This is a genomic window from Acinetobacter shaoyimingii (assembly GCF_011578045.1).
Classification (GTDB): domain Bacteria; phylum Pseudomonadota; class Gammaproteobacteria; order Pseudomonadales; family Moraxellaceae; genus Acinetobacter; species Acinetobacter shaoyimingii.
Map to the genome: position 1 here is coordinate 1,586,462 of NZ_CP049801.1, position 21,497 is coordinate 1,607,958.

Below are 21,497 nucleotides of genomic sequence, written 5' to 3' on the forward strand. Positions count from 1 at the left end.
ATAAGTGAAGATATAGCACGATTTTAATGTCTTTAATATCGTGGATTATTCAGATGATGGTTCAACATTCATCAAAGAGTTTTGTAAGTCTTGTGTCGCTTTACGACCTTGGAGTTGTAATGCGACTGCATGGATCAAGCCAGTCCACGTCTCATTAGGTTCCCAAATTTTGTGCATCAGTTCTTGAGCTGTGGGCATATCGAAATCCATATAATATTGACGATATAGATAGATAAGACTACTTACTCGGTAATTTTTAGCACAGTGAACCCACACCACTTTGTCTTGTACTAAATGTGCAATCAAATCTAGGATAAAGAGGCATTGGTCATCTGCGGGAGTGTCCCACAAAATCGGGACTTGAATGTAATTTAAACCCAATTCTGCTGCGAGTTTATCTTCATTGTCCAAATGCGGTTCTGCATCATTAAAGGCAAGATTGATAACCGTATCAACACCATATTCTTTGATATGTTTAAGTTGTTCAGCAGAAGGTTGACCTGAAGTTAACAGGTGATCATGGACGAATTGAAAGTTTAAAATATGGCTCAATTCTGTTTCTAAGTTATTCATAAATCGTTCTTCTGTACGATGAAAACGCCATCATGAAGATGGCGTTTTAATTGAATTATCGATTTGATAAGACATCTTTGAGCGCGGCATCCATTTCAAGCAATACCTGTTCAGTGGTGTCCCAATCAATACAACCATCCGTTACAGACTTACCATACTCTAAATCACAAAGATTTTCAGGAATATCTTGACGGCCGCCTTTCAAATGACTTTCAACCATGATACCGACAATCGATTTATTACCCTCTAAAATTTGCTCTGTAATGTTTTTAAGCACTAGAGGCTGTAAGTAAGGGTCTTTATTTGAGTTGGCATGGCTGGCATCAATCATGATTTTGCTGCTTACTTTGGCTTTAGCCAATGCATTTTCAGCTTCTGCCACAGAACCAGCATCGTAGTTTGGTTTGCCGTTACCACCACGGAGCACCACGTGCGCATATGGGTTGCCTTTAGTGCGAATCACAGACACTTGACCTTGATCATTAAGACCTAAGAAACTATGACCATGTTTTACAGATTGCATGGCATTGGTGGCAACAGTTAAGCCACCATCTGTACCGTTTTTGAAGCCTACAGGAGATGATAAACCTGAAGACATTTCACGATGCGTTTGGCTTTCAGTCGTACGTGCACCAATTGCTGACCAAGAAATGAGATCTTGATAATACTGCGGTGAGTTTGGATCTAGTGCTTCAGTTGCACATGGCAAGCCTTTTTCATTCAATTCAAGCAAAAGCTTACGACCTAAACGAAGACCTTTTTCAATATTGAATGAGTCATTCATATCAGGATCGTTAATCAGACCTTTCCATCCTACAGTGGTACGTGGTTTTTCAAAATAAACACGCATCACGATGTACAAAGTATCTTTCACTTTCTCGCTTAAAACTTTCAAACGATCTGCATATTCATGCGCTGCTTCGACGTCATGAATAGAGCAAGGTCCAATCACGACAAAAAGGCGTTTGTCTTGGCCGTCTAAAATTTGACGTACAGTTTCACGACCTTGAAGCACGGTTTGATATGCTTTTTCGTTTAAAGGGAGTTCTGCTTTAAGTTGAGCAGGAGTAACAAGAGGTTGAAAACTCTGTACATTCACATCATTAATTTCTGATTGTGTAATGGAATTAGACTGTTGTGTGTTCATTGCCGTCACTGGTATTAGAAAGATACATTAATATAGTTAGTTGCTTGAATATAACACGATTTAATCAATCTATTGCGAATTAAAAGACCAATTACAACGTGAACAACCGATATTCCTCACAATTTCACTAAACGATTTGATGTGTTTGCGCACTGGTTTGAATCACAATGACTTGCTCTGCTGGTTTCACAGGTTTTGCTTTAACTGGATGTAGAATAAAGTTTAGACCTAAGGCAAACAGTGTTACCCCCAAGATTTTACGAATAATCTTTTCAGGTAAACGAGAACTCAGCAGGGTACCTAAAACAATTGCTGGAATTGAACCGACCAATAACCACATCAAAAGATTAAAATCGACATTACCAGAATTCATATGACCTAGCCCTGCGACTAAAGTCAAAAGTACAGCATGAACCACGTCTGAACCAATAATACGAATCATTGGTAAATTCGGGAACATGATGATAAGCGCCATTATGCCAAATGCACCAGCACCCACAGATGACAATGTTACAAATACACCTAAGATAATACCCATAATCAGGATGTATAAACGCTTGTCTTTAAGACGCTGTCTCTCTTGTTCAATTGTTACTTCATCTAATTTTTTACCAAATTTGTTGAAAAATTTCTCAATATGTCCACGGAACATAATAGAAATACCGGTTAAGGTCAGCATAAAACCTAAAACAGTGGTCAGCACAGCTTTGTATTGGCTTGATTGGCTTAAATAATTGTCTAAAACCCAAGTTGTAGCCAATGATGCTGGAATACTACCAATGGCAAGCCAAATCACAATTGGCCAAACAATATTAAGTTTCTTCGCATGCACCAATGAACCACAAAATTTAGAAACTGCGGCATAAATCAAATCAGTACCAATGGCAATATGAGGTTCAATGCGAAACAGTCCAATAAGTATAGGCGTCATGAGAGATCCGCCACCCACACCTGTTACACCAACACAGAAACCAACCAAAACACCTGCCAAAATAAATTCAAGAGAATCTAACATGCTGAATTCTTACTTATCAAAAAACCCGCATATCTTATGGCTTTTTCATATAAGTGGTTGTCTCGATTGTTGATTTGCTTATTCTAAAAAATGCTAAAGAAGTCTGTAATAGCCTTTATGGATGATGCTTATGCATGCGTGATGATTTGGATTTGTCTTTTGCTTTTAAATCATTGCAATACAAGATGATCATAAATATCAATGGTGTGGCAAAAATAAAGAAGCTCACAATGCCAATACCAGAACCCAAATTGAGACATAAACAAAAAATTGAAATGAAAAACATGGTATAGGCGATATATTTACAAATTTTGCTATTCTTCGCACAGCAACGCCATGCTGACTTCAGAGTTTTTGGCCTTTGCTTTTCACTGACTAAATACAATAAGTAAAACCCCAGATAAATCAGAATGACAGAGAGGATAATATTCATATGTTCTCCTGTAGTCGTTGTTGTTCAAGTTTTGAGTTGATTTTCTGTGTGGCCTTGATTTGGATGGGCTGAATTTTTTGATGGATAAATAAGGCTGCCATGCCAAATACAAGAATCATGAGATCTACACCTAAGAAATTGCTATAGGTACTAAAGTCGTTCAATAGATCGTTTTGACTCAGACAATAAAGGTTCAATATGGGTAAACAGAGCGCCAGCAGTACAAATACTTTTAGAAAGTTTTTCCACAACAAATGTTGTTGAGTGATTAATGCAAAAATGAGACAGCAAAGCCATACGTAGAAAAATGCATGAATTTCATAATTGCCTATTTGTGGTTGAAATAGACCGAGACGATTGGCATAGAAATAAGACAGTATGGCAATAGGTAAGCCAATCAGCGCAGATATGTTTAAGCGATTAACCAAATAATGCCCAAAATGAAAGCGCTGCTGTTTATTTTGAATTTGACGTTTCAAGCTCCATAACAACAGCCCAGAGGCGATCATCAGGGCACCCAAAATGCCTGAAAAAAACAAGGTCAGACGAAGTAATGGTGTTGCAAATGTCCCCATATGTAAGCCGTACATACTGTAGCTGAGAGTCGCAACGGCGCTTTCATTACGGGTGTTTGTAAGGGCTTTTGCATTGGTCGCATTGAAGGTAATCTGCGCTCTATTTTGACTAATGGACTGATCTTTGGATTCCATTAGGCTAATGACCGCATTTGTTGTATTTGGATTTTTGATAGTAATCACTTCAAATTGCGTCGGACCCCATTTTTGTTCTGCTGTATTTAAAAATGTTTGAATAGGCAACATTTTCGCAGGCTGGCTGTTGATATTTTGCACCACATCAACATTGCGAATTTCTTCGAAATATTGGAAAGGTCGATCGGGATAAGTACTTTTCATGCCCCAAGGTAGATAAATATAGAAAAATATCGCAATGCCTGTGAAGGTTATGGTTAAAAAGAAGGGGATGGCAATTACCGAGGTGATATTATGAAAATCTAAATAAGAGCGTTGTCCCTTAAAAGCGCGCAAGGTAAAGAAATCAACAAAAATCTTTTTATGGGTAATGATGCCTGAAATCAATGCAATGAGCATGATGAATGCTGCGAAAGTTGTAATCATTCGCCCAATCATGGCAGGCAAACCAAACAACTGATAATGAAACTGATAGAAAAATTCACCGCCTTGGGTTTTAGGCTTTTTCAGGATTTCACCTGTGACAGGATCTTGACGCATTCGTTCAAAACCACCGTCTGATTTTTCCCAAATCAGTAAATTAACAGGTTCTTGAGCACTTGCGACATCAATATACCAACGCTTGGCATCAGGTGCATTTTTCTCAAGATATTGATAAGCATTTTGAATGGATTGCTGCTGATTTAATTGAATACTGGCCAGTTCTGGCTGCATCCATAGATTAATTTCATGACGATAATACGATACTGCGCCCATGAGAAAAATCGCAAATAACAGCCAGCCAAATAATAAACCTGTCCAAGAGTGTAACCATGCCATGGATTGACGGATAGACTTTTGCATGACCTACAACACCCATTTCGAGAGCAAAAACAGACACAAGAGAAAACTTAAACACACCACACTTAATTTTTTTAAGGTGTGAATGGAAAAGCTCATCAAAACAAAGAACACAAAAAAGAAAATGGCAATGAATGCAGCCAAAAAAACAGATTCAGCTTTGGGCAATACCCATTTCAGCATTGCGGTCGCATTTAGGGTGAAGAAATAAGTACATAGGTAGCCCATGAGAAATGCAATCAGTACACGATACAAAATCGCAAGTGGATATCGAATGGTGTGTAAATGCATTTTTTTCGGTGTCCTTTGCTGCTTCATTCTTGGTCGTTCTATAGTGATATTTGGTTAGACATAAGCGTTTAATACTTAAATTTCACAGCTGCAGAGTATTGTGTCGGTGCGCCGTAAAAGGCTTGTTCATCTGGAAAACTGAACAGATATTTTTCATTGGTGATGTTGTTGACATTGAGCTGTAGTGAAACTTGAGGATTAAACTCATAATTCGCCATCAGATTGACCAATGCATAGGCATCTTGACGAATGGTGGCATTTAGCCTAGGTACATAAAGTGAAGTGTTGTCTTGCCATTGCACAGATGTGCCCAATTTGAGCTGAGGTATTGCAGGAACGGTATAGGTTGCAAGTAAGTTAAACGTTTTATTGGGATTATAAGTTCTTGCATCACCACCATTGATTTTGTCTTTAATACTAAATTGCGCATAACCCATGGACAGGTTGAAATGATCGGTGATTTGACCAGCTAAACTGATTTCTGCACCTTGAGAACTCAAATCTGATACTTCAACTTTTCGATTCAGTGGATTGCCATCGGCATTTCTTAAGGGGTAATTGCTTTGTTCGGTTTTGAAAACAGCAATATTTCCAGTTAAGCGTTCATCGAACCATGAAGATTTAACGCCCATTTCATAACTTTCACCGTCAATCGGCTTAAGTGCTTGACCCGTCACATTGACGCCTGTCTGCGGTCTAAAAATAGAGCTATAACTTAAATAGCCTGTATATTCGGGAGAAAAGTTATAAGTTAATCCAACATAAGGAGAGAGCTGACTTTCATCAAATGTCACCGATGATCCATAACTTAAACCATCATTTTTAGCACTGACAAAGTTTGCACCAAGTAGTAACTTGAGATCATCATTGAAATGAAAACGCGTAGCAGCGTAGACAGAATTAATTTTAAGTGTGTAATCTGCAGCTGGATTCAAGGTAGACCAGTTCACTTGTTGTGGTGTCCAACCTAACCAGTTGGTTGTGACTGCATTGTCTACAAATGGGTCATTAACAGTACCTATGCGCTGTAAATCTTTTTGGTGATTTTGAATGTAGTTATAACCAAAGATGGCTTCATGCTCACGATTGAAAAGCGAGTATTTGCCTTCAGCTTGCAGATCAAAAACATGGGAGTCTAAATGTTCACGACCTCCCCAGGCGGTTAAACTTACACCAGAGCCATCAACTTGTGGATTCCCATAGTAGTAAAGCAACTTACTTTTATGTGCTGTATCTAAGTAGTTGTAACTGAGTTTCAGATTCCATCGTTCAGATAAACCTTGTTTGAGTTCAATAAATGCATTCTGTTTGGTGTAGTCCCAATATGCCCAATTTGGATTGGGGTTAAATGAACGCTTATATTGAATTTGCTTTCCATCAGCATCCAATAAAGGTAATGCCCCCCAATTATTGGCATTGGGCTTATTACGTTCTTGGTTATATCCAAGTGTTACTAAGGTTGAATCCGTTAAATCGGCTTCAATGACACCAGCAAAACCATTTTTTTCTAATTCATAACGATTAAGATATGAATCTCCCGTTTGTTCAAAACCTAAAATTCGAGCTCTGATTTTTCCATCTTGGGTGAGTGGACCTGAAATATCGGCTTCGTAGCGTAATGTATCCCATGATCCGTATTGAATTGCTGCATTGCCTTGCAAATCAGCTGTAGGGCGTTTACGAATTTGATCAATGGTTGCACTCGGGTCACCAAAGGTATTGGTGAGAGCATCTGCACCTTTAACAATAACCACTCGATCCAAGAAATAACTATCTGGATTGATATTGTTATAGTTAAAACCTGATGCTGGAGAGCCTACGCCATCGGTGAGTATATTTGAGATTTCAAAACCACGAGCAGTATAAACGGCACGTTCAGTCTCTAGATTATTGACTGTAACACCTGGCGTATTTCTTAAAACATCACGAGTATTGGAGAGATTAAAGTCTTCGATTTGTTGGCGAGTGATTGTATTGACGGTTTGCGGTGTTTCTTTGACACTCAAATTTAACTTTGCTGCACTATTATTATTTTTAACAATGTAGGACTGGGTCTGCTCTGAACTTTTGTCTTTTGTATCATCATTTGCATGCAGTTCAATGGCGGGAAGATTTTGCACAGTGTTAGCCCATGAGGAGCTACTGCTGATAAAAGCCAAAAATAAAGGGCTAAGTTTAAAACATTGGATAGGTCTTGTAATTGTCATATTTTTATGCAAATGAAAATAATTATCATTTATATTATTATTTATAAAATAAATATGCTATAGACCATCGTATTTTTAAATAAATCTAAAAAGATAAAAAGGTAATTTAGATGTTCTTTACTTAGGATCTCGTATTTTTGAATCCTAACTGGATTCGTTCAATATGAAACATAGATACAAGGCAATTTATCCTATAGATATTCAATTTCAGATGAGCACTCATCTCAAAAATAACATCCACTGTGTTAGTATGTTGGAGTTGAATTTGAGGATAGAAACCTTGCTAAATCGGAAGCTTAAAATTGGTATTGTTGTTGGTGAAGTCTCTGGAGACACATTAGGCGCTAAACTTATTCGCAGTTTTCGAGAACAAGGCATTGATGCAGAATTTGAAGGTATTGGTGGTCCACAAATGATTGCTGAAGGCTTTAACAGTTATTATCCAATGGACATTTTATCGGTCATGGGGATTGTTGAAGTATTAAAGGACATCAAAAAATTATTTGCAGTCCGTGATGGTTTAGTTGAAACATGGACGGAAAATCCAGTCGATATTTTTATCGGGATTGATGCGCCAGATTTTAATTTGCGTCTGTCTAAAAGCTTAAAGCAAAAAAAACTACCCATTAAAACTGTGCAATATGTGAGTCCTTCAGTTTGGGCTTGGCGTCAAGGTCGAGTGCATGGTATTAAAGCCACCATTGATTTGGTGCTGTGTTTATTTCCATTTGAGAAGAATTTCTATAATGAATATGCGGTGAATGCTGCCTTTGTGGGGCATCCTTTAGCCAGTCAAATTCCAATTCAAAATCCAATTCTTGAAGCCAAAAATGCTTTAGGGCTTTCGAATGATGTGAAGCACATTGCCTTATTGCCTGGAAGTCGCCGTGGTGAAATTGAAAAACTCGGACCTTTGGTGCTTGATGCAGCAAAAATCATTCACCAAAAATATCCAGATTATGAGTTTTTGATTCCTGCGATTAATGATGCTCGTAAACAGCAAATCGAAGAAATTTTGGCTAAATATCCTGAAGAATTAAAAGCTAAAATTAAACTTTTAGAGAATATAGATGCTGAGTCTAAGATTGGTCGTATGGTCATGGATGCTAGTGATATCGTGGCATTAGCTTCAGGTACTGCCACATTAGAAGCCATGTTATTGCATCGTCCAATGGTGACTTTCTATAAGTTGAATACGTTGACGTATTGGATTGCTAAACTTTTGGTTAAAATTCCGTATTACTCTTTACCCAATATTATTGCAGGTAAAAAAGTCATTCAGGAGTTAATTCAACATGACGCAACACCAGAAAAATTGGCTAAAGAAATCGAAAAATTAATGAGTATTGAAACCTCTAAAATTCAATCGATGCAGTTACTGACCATGCATAAGCAATTATTGGCTGATAATAGCGAAGATCCTGTTGCTGCAATTTTGAATCTGATCAAATAACATTTGGATTTGGTAAATCAGTAAAAAAAAGCGACTAGTAAGTCGCTTTTTTTGTACAAGTCAGATGTTATTCGCTACGAACTTTGATTTCATAACCAGTATATTTACGAATATTGATCACACCTGTATCCATAATCAAGTATTGACCTTTGATGCCTTGAAGCTTGCCACGGATGACGGGCGTTTTATCTAGATTGTGAGATTTAATCTTTTCAGGATAAATTTCGACTGGATAAATAAACTCACGCGGTAATTCATGTTCTAAAATTTCAACATTCTCGTTGAAGTCTAAACTCATACTAAATTCATCACGAATGAGCTCAATCTGTGGTTCAAATTCATTCAACAATTCATCACGAATTTGGATCAAATCTAAAGGCTCAGCTTCGCCTTTTAATAATTTACGCCAATCGGTTTTGTCTGCCACTTGTTCGCCAAACATCACTTCTAGCTGACCCGATAAACGACGTGAACCGACTTTCATGACAGGAATCGCTTGTGTAGCACCTTGATCAAGCCATCGTGTTGGCATTTGACCTAAGCGTGTAATCCCGACTTTTAATGCACTTGAATTGGCAAGGTAGACAATATGCGGTTGGAAACATACTTCACGTGCAAAACTTTCTTCTCGACAAGTTCCTAAGTGATAATGGCAAGTTTCAGGTTTCATGATACACATATCACAAGCAGCTTTGGTTTTCATGCATTTAAAGCAATGACCTTGTGAATATGACTTCGGCGTTTTTGCCCCACAAGAAACACAATAAATATTTCCAGTCGCTTCAATCTCAATTTCTTGACCTAGACTGAACGGTAGTTCAATTTCTGCACGATCTAAGATAAATTTGTATTGAACATTTGCCTTGTGTGTTTGTTGTTCAGTTACACTTAGGTTGGTTAGACCTGCATGCATTTTATGACAAATGCCTTGTAGTTCCATTTCAATACTCTCACAATATTTAAGGTGCAGTTATGGCTGAGAAAAATGTCATCACGTCAATGCTAGACGATTTATCTAAAGAACAGCCAATTCAAACTGCAGTGTGCATTGGGCAGAACCTATCCAAAGATCATGCCCAGGACCATCATCGAGATCATATTCAACAGGGTGTCGAAAACAATCTTCAGAATCATGATGATTCAATTCAATGGGATCATTTTAACGTAACTACGTTTTTAAATCTGCCTTTTACCAAACGTTATGACTTGGGTTTCGTGATATTAAATGGGGTTGAATTGGATGAAATTCAAGCATCTCATAAAACACAGTTGTTGGTGAAATTACGTGATTTAATGGCAAAACGCATTGTAGTCGTGAGCCGTTTAGATGATGAACAGTTGCTTAGAAGTTTAGGCTTTACCCAACTCATTGACAAAACTACTCATGATCAAGACTTTGCATTGTGGCAATTTAATATTTTAACCTACAAGCATGTGCCAGATTGGTTCAATTCTAAATTTTGGGCAAATCCTGAAAATTGGAATAAATTCCGTTGGTAATGCTTCTAGTAATGTCACCGATAGTTGTTTAAGATCATTCATTGACCATAACGTTCTTTCATTCTTTTTCTGTTTTACGGGGATACAAAGAACGTTGCAAAATGACAATGAAAATAAGATCAAATTAGGAATATAAAATGACAAATTTAAGCAATATAGTAGAAATTTTAGCGAAGCAAGCTTTAGGTGGTAATCAACAACAGTCACAACAAGGTGGTTTAGGCGGAATTTTAGGTTCTGTACTCAGTGGCTTAGGTGGTCAACAAAATCAATCACAGCAAGGCGGTTTGGGAGGAATTTTAGGGGCAGTACTGGGGGGATTGACTGGGGGACAACAAAATCAAGCACCACAACAAAGTGGTTTTAACGCACAATCATTGTTAATTGCAGTTGTTCCACTGATTTTATCTTGGATTCAAAAAAATGGTGGTTTACAAGGGGCTTTAGATCAGCTCAAAGGGCAAGGCTTAACCAGTCAAGTCAATGATTGGGTGTCTACTGCTCCTGGTGAAAATGCCAATGTTAGCCCTCAAGTTGTTCAGAATTTATTTAATCAGACTGAAGTTGCTCAGGTCGCTCAGCAAGCTCAAGTTCCCGCACAAGATGTCTATGGCGCTATTTCACAAGTTTTGCCTGAAATTATTGATTCACTTACGCCGCAAGCAGATGGAACGGACCATCAAGAAGCCAATAATGATATTCAAAATGTACTCAATTTGGTTTCGGGCTTTATCAATAAATAAGGTCAATTGACACTTAACTGATGGTTTCGTCCCGAAGGATAATGGCTAAAATAGCAACAAAGACGAATCCAAACTAAATATCAATCATATAAAAACCAACTGTGAATAGTTGGTTTTTTACGTTAAGACATGTACTAAATTAAGATTAAAAGCAATATTGTTAACTTAGATTAAGCGTGAAATATACTATTTTAATTCGTGTTTAGGTTGATATGTGAACAATGAATGTTTGCTAATGATTGGAAATTTAGATTCATTTAATCAATTATTTTGCTTGAAATCATCTAAAAAAGTGATAATGTTAACATTTGACAATAGAAATAGTGGAATTTTAATATTTTTTATTACTTAAAAACAAATAATTAGAGTATTAAGCTTAATTTAATAAATTGTAAGTGTTATGTAATTTTTTGTATAGTTATTATAAATCATGACTTAACATTGAATCATTTATGAAATTTAAATCTCTCACAATGGCCGCTGCAGTTGCAGCTTTATCAACCGTTGCAATGGCTGATGATGTTGCTCCAAAAATCTTAACTTCTAATGCAACTATCAATTTTACAGGCTCAGTTACACGACCAACTTGTGTGATTTCTTTGAATGAAGAATCAATTGCATTGCCTAAAGTCGCGACGACTGCATTTAAACAAAAAGGTGATACCGCAGGTGATGCAGTGACATTTACCGTGAATTTACAACAAAATGCAGATAATGGCGGTCAAGCAGGAGCTGCATGTCCATCAGTATCTGTAAGTGGAGCGACTGAAACGCCAAATATTAAATTTAGCCTTACAGATGCTGGTTTAACTTCAGATAAAAAAGCACTTGCAAACACTGCTGATAACTCTAAAACCATTGGTGTAGAAATCTTAAATGATGCAGATACTGTTATTGATTTCTCAACTGAAGAAACTGCTGCTGCAACGCCAAGTACATATAATGTTGATAGCGGTGCATTAACCTATAAAGCTCGTTATGTTGCATTGGCAGATACTGTTGCTGAACAAGACATCAAAGCTTCTTTAAGCTTTAGCGTGATCTATAAGTAATTTAAACTAAGCACTTGTAGGTTGGATATTTGATGATAAGAACTTTTCTAGCAGTCGTACTCACAGCATTCGCAGCTTGCTCATCTATGGCAGGTATTGCTGTTGGAAATACTCGCATTATTTATCCAGCCGACGCCCAAAGTGTGAATGTGAGTTTAAATAACTTGGTCAAAAAACCTGCGCTGGCGCAGGTTTGGATTGACAATGGCGATGCCAGTAAAATTCCTTCTGCCCATGAAATACCATTTTTGGTGACGCCACCAGTCAGTCGTTTGGCACCAGAAGCTGAACAAATTGTTCGTGTGATTATGAAGCCGAATTTTAAATTGGCACAGGATCGTGAAAGTTTGTATTGGTTCAATATGTTAGATATTCCACCTATTGCAAAAGAAAACCAAGATAAAAACCAGCTTCAACTGTCTGTTCGTAGTCGCTTAAAATTATTTTACCGTCCATCAACTTTAAATATGTCTCAGAAGCAAGCGTTTACTGCTTTAGCTTTTCATAAGGTTTTAAATACAAAAAAGATCGAGATTGACAATCCAACACCATATTACATCACCTTAAATAAGCTTGAATTTAAAGGATCAAGTCTCTCTGTATACTACGCAGTGGATACAATGCTTGCACCTTATAGCAAACAAAATATTGAACTTGATAAAGCCAACAGTGCTTTAAATAAAGTGAAATATGAAGTGATCAATGATTTGGGTGGCTATGTAGAATTTGATACTGTTGTCAATTGAATTTGAATGCTGCTGAAACAATTCAATCCCTATTTTTTATTGATCAATGCAGTTGTTGGTATAAACAGTACAACACATGCAATGTCCGAACAAAATAAAACTGATGACTACGTCTTTGAAGGCGTTTCTTTATTTGGTGAGGAAAATAAAGACATCGATCTCGGTCAGTTTCAACATGACTTCGTGCATGGTGAATATTTGTTGCAAACTCAAGTTAATCAGAAATCAATTGGAAAAATTCTATTTAAAATAGATCTCGATCCCAAAACAGGACAGTCCGATCTGTGCATAGACCATAATCAACTCAATAAACTCTCTATAAAAAAACAAGTCTATTCGGAATTTGATGGTTCGCGATGTATTTTTATCAAACAACTTGATCCTTATGTATCCTACGATTTAGATACGGCTCAGCAAAAGCTCAACTTGTCTATACCCGATCTTATATTAGATCTTCAAAATGAAAATGACGTGACTCAAAATGACTTTGATTCAGGGGTAAGCGCTTTATTTAGCAATTACCAATATAGCTATAATTTTTCAAATAATGCGGATACACATACCCAAAATGACAGTCACTTTTTAAACTTAAATGCAGGTTTAAATTTTGCAGGCTGGTATTTTAGACATCAGGGCAATCTGACTTCGGATAATCAAACCAAACTGAAATATAGCAGTAATAACACCGTTCTATATCATGACTTTGTGGAAAATTCGGCGAGAATGAGCCTCGGGCAAATTCAGACCCAAAGTCTCTATTTGGATGCGGTGAGTTTGCTTGGGGTTCAGTATGCCACAGACAATATGATGCGATTAAAATCGCAACGTTATTTTTCACCTGTGATTGAAAATATTGCCAATAGCCAAGCACAAGTCATGGTGTATCAAAATGGTCACAAGCTTTATGAAAAAACGGTCCCGGCCGGGCCATTTAAAATTGATGATATTCGTGGTGTCAGTGATTCAGGTGATCTGAGTGTCGATATTATTGAAAGTGATGGATCAAAACGTACTTTTATTGTTCCACTGAATATGCAATTTAATCTGCTTCGAGCAGGTCAAAAAAACATTAACTTCGCAACGGGATATTACCAAACCCAGGAATCTGTGACCGATTTACAGGTCGTTCAGGCCAGTTTTGATTATGGTTTGAATCATGCAACAAGTCTTTTTTTAGGCGGTCAGTATAGTCCATCCTATTCCAATATTGTTTTGGGAGCTTTGTGGAACACGCCTTTCGGTGGAATTCAAACTTCATATGATCAGGCGATTTTTCAACGTTCAGAGCATACAAAAACGGGGGAGAAATTTAAGCTTGATTATCGGACGGGTTTTTTTGCTCATCAAAAAAGTAATATCAGTGCAAGTTTTGTCTATCAAAGTCCATTGTATCAGTCATTAAGCAATTCACTTTCAAGTGCGTATCAAAATGTACTGACTTCTGCAGAGCAGGAATGGTTACAACGAACAAATTTGATGAAGCAAGAATTACGATTTTCAATGTCGCAGCGGTTTGGGAAAACGCATGGCGGGACTTTATCCGCCAATATTATTCAAAGTCAATATTGGAATGATCCTAAGTCCTATATGCAATATCAAATGAGTTATAGCAATAACTTTAAACAGTTTGCTTATGCATTTTCATTGTCTCAGAGTGAAAGTCAAAAACAAGAGGTGGATCGTAATTTTGCATTCACTTTAATGATGCCTTTAAAGTGGAAAAACCGTCATTACACCACCAATACTCAAATTCAGCATCAATCCTCGCCATCAGATTCTACTTTAGTGAATATGAATGTCAGTTCAAATGGTGGAGCACAGTCAAAATTCGGTTATGGACTCACGGCATCATCTATGAAAACTGAGGAGAAACACCAACAACAATTGGGAGCAACAGTGTCTTATAAACATCCAAAAGTTGCATTGAATTCAACCTTGGCTTGGAATGATCAGCAACAACAGTTTGGGATTTCTGCAAGTGGTGGGCTTGTTGCACATCGTTATGGTTTGACCTTTGCGCGAACTCTGGGAGATACATTTACGATTGCTCATATTCAAGATGTAAATTCCAAGTATGGATCGAAAAAGTGGAGTGAAAACTATGATCGTTGGGGTAATGCCATCTATCCAAATCTGACAGCATATGAAGCCAACTATGTACAGTTTAAACCGACACAATTGCCATTAAATGTCACACTTGATCGTTTTGAAAATCGGGTGGTACCTAAACGCTTTAGTTCAACTATGGCAGTATTTGAAGCGAGTCGTAGTGAAAATATTATTCTCATCTTAAGTTTAAAGGACAACAGTCAAATCCCTTTAGGTTCAACTCTTTATAATGATGAAGGCGCAAAAGTAGGTACGGTCGGTCAATCCAATCAAGTGTTTATCGATGAATTGCAAAAGTTAAAGCCAAATAGCGCTATACGATGGGGCGAGGGTGATCAACAGCATTGTCTCTTAGGAGATGTCGATCTGCAAAATATTGACCTCAATTCTACCCAATATCAAATGATAGAAGCTGTATGCCAAATTTAAGACACATCATGCCCATAATTTTGCCATGTATGTTGGGATTATATAGTCAATTGAGCTATGCAGATTCGAGCTGCTTGTTACAGCAAAATGCAAATTATGCACTGGTTGCAGAACAGATTATGCCTTCTAGTGCAACTGCCATGAGTGGCTTAGGCAGTGGATCTGGTCAAAATATTTTATCTGGATGTACACAAAATTCAGCAATGAAACTGCGTTTCCAAGTCGATTCATTGTCCGATCTTGATCCTACAAATATTCTGCAAAATGGCCAATATACATTTTTTAAAATTCGTTCTTTAAGCGGACAAATAACAGGGAATGCTGCACTCAATTATTTAGTGGCACATGCTTACATCGCTTTGACACTGTCAAATTCTTTAACTGGAAAGCACGTTGGCTTAAATACAGAGGCTTCACAAGTTGAAGGGGTTAATCTGTTCGAAGGATCGGATCAATATCAATTGTTGAATCCAATGCAAAATCAGTTTGATGTTGGTGTAGATGTGCCTCAAGCACGATTGTATCTTGATGCCATGCCTCAAAATGATGACATTATTGATCAACTCAACCATCTGAATATAGCACTGAATATTGGGCATTTTATTGCGAATCTGATCGCTGTAGATGAGGATCAATCTTTGGATGATGCAATTTATGCAAATACAGTAACAACATATACTCAATCACGTTTACAGCTCAGCGTTTCGGGCATCAATATTTTAAAGCCCACTTGTATTGTACAAGATCAAGAAGTTATTCTTTCACCAGTGAGTAGTAGTGCTTTTGATCATGCTGCATTTACGGCACAAGTACAGCCATTTCAATTGCGTATTGATTGTAATGGTTATTTAAATCAGCGAAATTTCACACTCAAAATAACTGATAATAATCAAATCAATAACATAAATTCAGTGGGTTTTCTGAGCAATGTGATCGGGGATTATTATAGTAATGTTGGAGTTCAAATTCTTAATGAGCAGCATCTTCCTGTACTGATTGGTACTGAACAAGATTCCCTTAGTCAACAATCAGGGTCTCATTTTGTGCAGCAAATGTATGCCCGCTATTATTTGAATGAGGCTAAAGCCACAGTTGGAAAAGTCTATGCTCAGGCTACTATTTTATTGAATTATAAATAAATATTTTTAAAATTTTGTTAAGTCTATGTAATTTAAATTGTTTTATTTATAAACAAAACTGTGCATAATCTAAGCAATAATAAAACTCGAATAACAGTTTATTTTTTAATGGAATTAGAATCAAATTTGATGCTATGGAGGGTGTCAGGTCATGATCGATAAGCAGATTAATACTGTTGAAGATCTTCAACAGGCGTCATTAGCCGAAATTAGAAAAACATTTCTACAATTATCCTCACCTGATGAAGCATTTCGTGTTGGGTTTTTTCGTGCCAGTTTTATCGGTCCATTTTGGTTGCGAAAAACGGCTCATCCATCTTTGGCATTGACGGGGTTACCCAATTGGTTAGGTAAACAATTTAAAGATCCACAACATGCAACCAATATTGTAAATACGGCTAAAGGACGCACAGAAAAATATGTCATGTCCTGTCGGCAAGGTCCATCAAAGCTTGATGGACAAATGACGGTGTATTTGGATTATGGCATGAGTGCTCCCATGCCGTGGCGATGGGTTCGAGATGAATTACGGGTTTTAAATGGCCATACACTCTTGTGTATGACGATTATTGATTTACCCATTCTCAGACATTTTCCTATGCCATTTTTACTCAGTCGTGAGTCATGAATATGCCAGAGCAATATGATGTTGTAATTGTTGGTTCTGGTTTTGGTGGCAGTGTTTCAGCGTTAAGACTGGCCGAACAGGGTTATCAGGTGGCAGTTCTGGAACAAGGACGTCGTCTAAGTGCTGATGATCTCAAACAAGCAGGACAAAATTCACGTGATTTAGCTTGGGCACCTGCATTGGGCATGCACGGTATTCTGGCGCAAGATGTGTTTCAACATTTGGGTGTGGTGCGTGGTATTGGGGTAGGTGGTGGTAGCTTGGTTTACGCAGCAGTGTTGCTTGAACCTGGTCAACGCTTTTATAACGATCCAACGTGGACAGATTTAAGTTTAAATTGGGAAACAGAACTTGCACCGCATTATCAAACAACGAAATATATGCTTGGGGTTACAGACAATCCTTATCACAATATTCAAGATCAATGGCTTGAACAAACCGCCAAACAGATGGGCGCTCATCAGACGTTTTCAACTGTGCCTCAAGGTATTTATTTTGGCGATCCAGATCAAGAGATAGAAGATCCATTTTTTAATGGTAAAGGACCTAAACGTCGAGGGTGTAGTCGATGTGGCAGCTGTATTACAGGGTGTTCCTTTGGGGCAAAGAATAGTCTGGACAAAAATTACCTATATCAAGCCGAACAGTTAGGTGTGAAGATTTATGCCGAAACAAAAGTTTCACATCTTGAATGCTTAAATGATGGTGAAGGCTATTTGATTCATACCCAGCATCCTTGGAAAAAAATCCCGAAACAAATCATTCAGGCGAAAAAAGTGATTTTAGCTGCGGGCGTTGTTGGAACATTGGAGATTTTATTTGCTTCACGTGATCGCTATAAAACCTTAGCTATGATTTCCAAACAACTCGGGGAACATGTCAGAACCAATAGTGAGGCGATTGTGAGCATTTTGTCGAATGACAAAGATGTCGATGTCACACAAGGCACCACTATTTCTAGTCATTTCCATGCAGATGAAGGTACGCATATCACGCAAAACCGTTTTCCAGCCAGTTATGAATTTATGAAATTCTATATGGGGCCTTTGGTGAGTCACACATCTCCTATCAAACGGTTATTTAAGGTGCTTGGAAAATTATTATTTCAACCGATACAGTCAACGGTGTCATGGCGCGTGAAAGCATGGCATAAACGTATATCGGTGTTAACAGTCATGCAACAAGCAGACAATGAGCTCAGGTTTGTTTATGGCCGGACTTTATTACGAGGTGGTAGGCGTTTTTTAAAATCTCAAATGTCTGTGGGTGAGAGGTCGCCATCATTTATCCCCTTGGCCAATAAAGCTGCAAAGCATTTTGCAGAAGCCAGTCACGGCATTGCACAGAATAATCTTTTAGAAAGTGTGGGAAATCTGTCTGTGACAGCGCATTTGCTTGGTGGTGCTGTGATGGCAGCAGATCCGTCTAAAGGTGTGATTGATACTAATCATCAAGTTTTTGGATACCCAAACTTATACGTTGTTGATGGTAGTGCAATACCGGTGAATGTGGGCGTTAATCCAAGTTTAACCATTACTGCATTAGCAGAGCGATTTGCAGAAAGATTTAAGCTGAATCATCAAGATTAACTTTAATCAATGATCATCAGGATCTTTAAATAGATCCTGATGATGCGGTGACTTTGAAATGATTAGATCAAGAAATTTTCTATTTTATATGGTCGTAGCTTAACTCTATTGTCGACTAGCCCTATTATTGTTGTAAATCTGAGCTTGATTTGAGGGGGGGATCTAACTGAATTAGGTCAAAATACGGTTTAATCATTCTAATAATCGAGCCAACCAGTAAGGCTGTAATAATCGTACCTTCACGGACGCCAACGACTTCATGCAAAACGAGATATGAACTCAGAATAGAAATACTGACCAAAATACAGTCACCAACAGTTTTACAATTACCTAGATTAAATCCGAATCTTTTTACAAATGCGATATACAAGCCATCACCGGCCAATAAAATTAAATTCGCTTTCACCATTAAGCACACACCAATAGCAGTCAGCACACAGCTCATCAAACTTATAAATAATCGTGTAGCATAGAATTCGAATGACCAAGATGCAGTCAGATTTAAAATGCCATCAATCAAGAAACCAAAAATAATGCCCATAAATAGTTGTGACCACTGGAACCATTGGAAATTCCTACCCAACAACAGCATTTGTATGACAATAAATAGGGCATGCATCAGTATAGTTAAAGTACCGACACTTAATGGCACCAAATAGCTAAATGTATAAGGTACAGATGAAATAGGCGCTGTACCTAAATGCGAATGAATGGAAAGGACAACACCAAAAGCCAGTATGGAAATGCCCAGTAACAATAAGAGGCTACGATAGAAGATTAAGTGTGGCATTTTATAAACAATAATGAGAGAGTGGAATTATTCTATGGAGCGAATGTTTATTTGCCTAGTTAGACCAAAGTGAAGTCGTGACATGGTGTGGCATTTTGATTAGTGCTATCTAAATATCATTTAAATTGGTTGTTATGGTGTTTTTATACGCATTACAAGTGCTAAAAATGATCATTGATTTAAAAATTGAATAAAAAATAATCACACGGTTAAATAAATTGAAAATAGGGGTTGCGCTCCATTTAAATCTGTATAGAATACGCAGCATCCCGACGCGATACAGCAAAACGAACTTAGCTGAACAGGTTAAGTTGTTAGTTTTTTTGCGTCGAACTTGTCTCTGACGAAGAGCAAGAAGATCATTAAGAGATTATGAAGAACAACTTGTGTGGATTTTTACTGGTTGATTGATCGAAATTATTTTCATTGATTGATGGTAGAAATTACTCGAAGTTTATTTGAGAAATTAATGTCAGAAAATTGATGAGCCAAGATTGGCGCCCTTTAAGGCGCTACGAAGTATTAAACTGAAGAGTTTGATCATGGCTCAGATTGAACGCTGGCGGCAGGCTTAACACATGCAAGTCGAGCGGGGGAAGGTAGCTTGCTACCTAACCTAGCGGCGGACGGGTGAGTAATACTTAGGAATCTGCCTATTAGTGGGGGACAACATCTCGAAAGGGATGCTAATACCGCATACGCCCTACGGGGGAAAGCAGGGGATCTTCGGACCTTGCGCTAATAGATGAGCCTAAGTCGGATTAGCTAGTTGGTGGGGTAAAGGCCTACCAAGGCGACGATCTGTAGCGGGTCTGAGAGGATGATCCGCCACACTGGGACTGAGACACGGCCCAGACTCCTACGGGAGGCAGCAGTGGGGAATATTGGACAATGGGGGGAACCCTGATCCAGCCATGCCGCGTGTGTGAAGAAGGCCTTTTGGTTGTAAAGCACTTTAAGCGAGGAGGAGGCTACTTGGATTAATACTCTGAGATAGTGGACGTTACTCGCAGAATAAGCACCGGCTAACTCTGTGCCAGCAGCCGCGGTAATACAGAGGGTGCGAGCGTTAATCGGATTTACTGGGCGTAAAGCGTGCGTAGGTGGCCAATTAAGTCAAATGTGAAATCCCCGAGCTTAACTTGGGAATTGCATTCGATACTGGTTGGCTAGAGTATGGGAGAGGATGGTAGAATTCCAGGTGTAGCGGTGAAATGCGTAGAGATCTGGAGGAATACCGATGGCGAAGGCAGCCATCTGGCCTAATACTGACACTGAGGTACGAAAGCATGGGGAGCAAACAGGATTAGATACCCTGGTAGTCCATGCCGTAAACGATGTCTACTAGCCGTTGGGGCCTTTGAGGCTTTAGTGGCGCAGCTAACGCGATAAGTAGACCGCCTGGGGAGTACGGTCGCAAGACTAAAACTCAAATGAATTGACGGGGGCCCGCACAAGCGGTGGAGCATGTGGTTTAATTCGATGCAACGCGAAGAACCTTACCTGGTCTTGACATAGTAAGAACTTTCCAGAGATGGATTGGTGCCTTCGGGAGCTTACATACAGGTGCTGCATGGCTGTCGTCAGCTCGTGTCGTGAGATGTTGGGTTAAGTCCCGCAACGAGCGCAACCCTTTTCCTTATTTGCCAGCGGGTTAAGCCGGGAACTTTAAGGATACTGCCAGTGACAAACTGGAGGAAGGCGGGGACGACGTCAAGTCATCATGGCCCTTACGACCAGGGCTACACACGTGCTACAATGGTCGGTACAAAGGGTTGCTACCTAGCGATAGGATGCTAATCTCAAAAAGCCGATCGTAGTCCGGATTGGAGTCTGCAACTCGACTCCATGAAGTCGGAATCGCTAGTAATCGCGGATCAGAATGCCGCGGTGAATACGTTCCCGGGCCTTGTACACACCGCCCGTCACACCATGGGAGTTTGTTGCACCAGAAGTAGGTAGTCTAACCGTAAGGAGGACGCTTACCACGGTGTGGCCGATGACTGGGGTGAAGTCGTAACAAGGTAGCCGTAGGGGAACCTGCGGCTGGATCACCTCCTTAACGAAAGATTGACGATTGGTAAGAATCCACAACAAGTTGTT

The 21,497-nt window shown here is 38.6% G+C and carries 18 protein-coding genes and 1 rRNA gene; 10 read left to right on the forward strand and 9 right to left on the reverse strand.

Features of this window, described 5'->3' with window-relative positions:
- Positions 1–45 precede the first annotated feature (45 nt).
- From G8E00_RS07060 to G8E00_RS07090, 7 genes are all read right to left on the reverse strand, one after another.
- Complete coding sequence (locus tag G8E00_RS07060; protein WP_166012002.1) at positions 46–573, reverse strand: protein tyrosine phosphatase family protein; 528 nt, start codon at positions 571–573, stop codon at positions 46–48.
- A 55-nt stretch (positions 574–628) separates the two neighbouring features.
- Positions 629–1,720, reverse strand: coding sequence for a 3-deoxy-7-phosphoheptulonate synthase (locus tag G8E00_RS07065; RefSeq protein ID WP_166012003.1), 1,092 nt, complete (start codon positions 1,718–1,720; stop codon positions 629–631).
- A 127-nt stretch (positions 1,721–1,847) separates the two neighbouring features.
- Positions 1,848–2,735 carry a sulfite exporter TauE/SafE family protein gene (locus G8E00_RS07070; protein ID WP_166012004.1) on the reverse strand — a complete coding sequence of 296 codons (888 nt, stop codon included), beginning with the start codon at positions 2,733–2,735 and terminating at the stop codon, positions 1,848–1,850.
- A 115-nt stretch (positions 2,736–2,850) separates the two neighbouring features.
- Complete coding sequence (locus tag G8E00_RS07075) at positions 2,851–3,168, reverse strand: hypothetical protein (protein WP_166012005.1); 318 nt, start codon at positions 3,166–3,168, stop codon at positions 2,851–2,853.
- The gene (locus G8E00_RS07080; RefSeq protein ID WP_166223094.1) at positions 3,165–4,721 is read right to left on the reverse strand and encodes a PepSY-associated TM helix domain-containing protein; all 1,557 of its coding nucleotides are present in this window, start codon (positions 4,719–4,721) and stop codon (positions 3,165–3,167) included. The genes G8E00_RS07075 and G8E00_RS07080 overlap by 4 nt, the downstream gene beginning before the upstream one ends.
- A 3-nt stretch (positions 4,722–4,724) precedes the next feature.
- Positions 4,725–5,036, reverse strand: coding sequence for a hypothetical protein (locus G8E00_RS07085; RefSeq protein WP_227591251.1), 312 nt, complete (start codon positions 5,034–5,036; stop codon positions 4,725–4,727).
- Positions 5,037–5,077: 41 nt separating this feature from the next.
- The gene (locus G8E00_RS07090) at positions 5,078–7,210 is read right to left on the reverse strand and encodes a TonB-dependent siderophore receptor (protein ID WP_227591413.1); all 2,133 of its coding nucleotides are present in this window, start codon (positions 7,208–7,210) and stop codon (positions 5,078–5,080) included.
- A gap of 286 nt (positions 7,211–7,496) precedes the next feature.
- On the opposite strand from G8E00_RS07090, the gene lpxB reads away from it, so the two are divergent.
- Positions 7,497–8,669, forward strand: a complete 1,173-nt coding sequence (gene lpxB, locus G8E00_RS07095) for a lipid-A-disaccharide synthase (RefSeq protein ID WP_166223100.1) — start codon at positions 7,497–7,499, stop codon at positions 8,667–8,669.
- 67 nt (positions 8,670–8,736) lie between these two features.
- On the opposite strand, the gene G8E00_RS07100 is transcribed toward lpxB, so the two are convergent.
- Positions 8,737–9,609 carry a DUF2797 domain-containing protein gene (locus G8E00_RS07100; protein WP_166012009.1) on the reverse strand — a complete coding sequence of 291 codons (873 nt, stop codon included), beginning with the start codon at positions 9,607–9,609 and terminating at the stop codon, positions 8,737–8,739.
- Between the two features lie 32 nt (positions 9,610–9,641).
- Here G8E00_RS07100 and G8E00_RS07105 point away from each other — a divergent pair, with 32 nt between their 5' ends.
- The 8 genes from G8E00_RS07105 to G8E00_RS07140 all read left to right on the forward strand — a co-directional run bounded on the left by G8E00_RS07105 (position 9,642) and on the right by G8E00_RS07140 (position 18,604).
- Entirely contained in the window at positions 9,642–10,169 is a 528-nt protein-coding gene (locus tag G8E00_RS07105; RefSeq protein WP_166012010.1) for a DUF6231 family protein, read from the forward strand.
- A 137-nt stretch (positions 10,170–10,306) separates the two neighbouring features.
- Complete coding sequence (locus tag G8E00_RS07110; protein WP_166223103.1) at positions 10,307–10,912, forward strand: YidB family protein; 606 nt, start codon at positions 10,307–10,309, stop codon at positions 10,910–10,912.
- 452 nt (positions 10,913–11,364) lie between these two features.
- Positions 11,365–11,964, forward strand: a complete 600-nt coding sequence (locus G8E00_RS07115) for a fimbrial protein (protein ID WP_166012012.1) — start codon at positions 11,365–11,367, stop codon at positions 11,962–11,964.
- Positions 11,965–11,996: 32 nt separating this feature from the next.
- Positions 11,997–12,710, forward strand: a complete 714-nt coding sequence (locus tag G8E00_RS07120) for a fimbrial biogenesis chaperone (RefSeq protein WP_166223106.1) — start codon at positions 11,997–11,999, stop codon at positions 12,708–12,710.
- 6 nt (positions 12,711–12,716) lie between these two features.
- Complete coding sequence (locus G8E00_RS07125) at positions 12,717–15,248, forward strand: fimbria/pilus outer membrane usher protein (RefSeq protein WP_166223109.1); 2,532 nt, start codon at positions 12,717–12,719, stop codon at positions 15,246–15,248.
- A gap of 8 nt (positions 15,249–15,256) precedes the next feature.
- Complete coding sequence (locus G8E00_RS07130) at positions 15,257–16,387, forward strand: fimbrial protein (RefSeq protein ID WP_166223112.1); 1,131 nt, start codon at positions 15,257–15,259, stop codon at positions 16,385–16,387.
- A 151-nt stretch (positions 16,388–16,538) separates the two neighbouring features.
- Positions 16,539–17,015: a hypothetical protein gene (locus G8E00_RS07135; RefSeq protein WP_166223115.1), complete on the forward strand. Its 477-nt coding sequence runs from the start codon at positions 16,539–16,541 to the stop codon at positions 17,013–17,015.
- Between the two features lie 2 nt (positions 17,016–17,017).
- Positions 17,018–18,604, forward strand: a complete 1,587-nt coding sequence (locus tag G8E00_RS07140; RefSeq protein ID WP_166223118.1) for a GMC oxidoreductase — start codon at positions 17,018–17,020, stop codon at positions 18,602–18,604.
- 124 nt (positions 18,605–18,728) lie between these two features.
- On the opposite strand, the gene G8E00_RS07145 is transcribed toward G8E00_RS07140, so the two are convergent.
- Complete coding sequence (locus G8E00_RS07145) at positions 18,729–19,394, reverse strand: YczE/YyaS/YitT family protein (protein ID WP_166223121.1); 666 nt, start codon at positions 19,392–19,394, stop codon at positions 18,729–18,731.
- 524 nt (positions 19,395–19,918) lie between these two features.
- Between G8E00_RS07145 and G8E00_RS07150 the strand changes: the two genes are divergently transcribed.
- A 16S ribosomal RNA gene (locus tag G8E00_RS07150) occupies positions 19,919–21,456 on the forward strand.
- Positions 21,457–21,497: the final 41 nt, after the last annotated feature.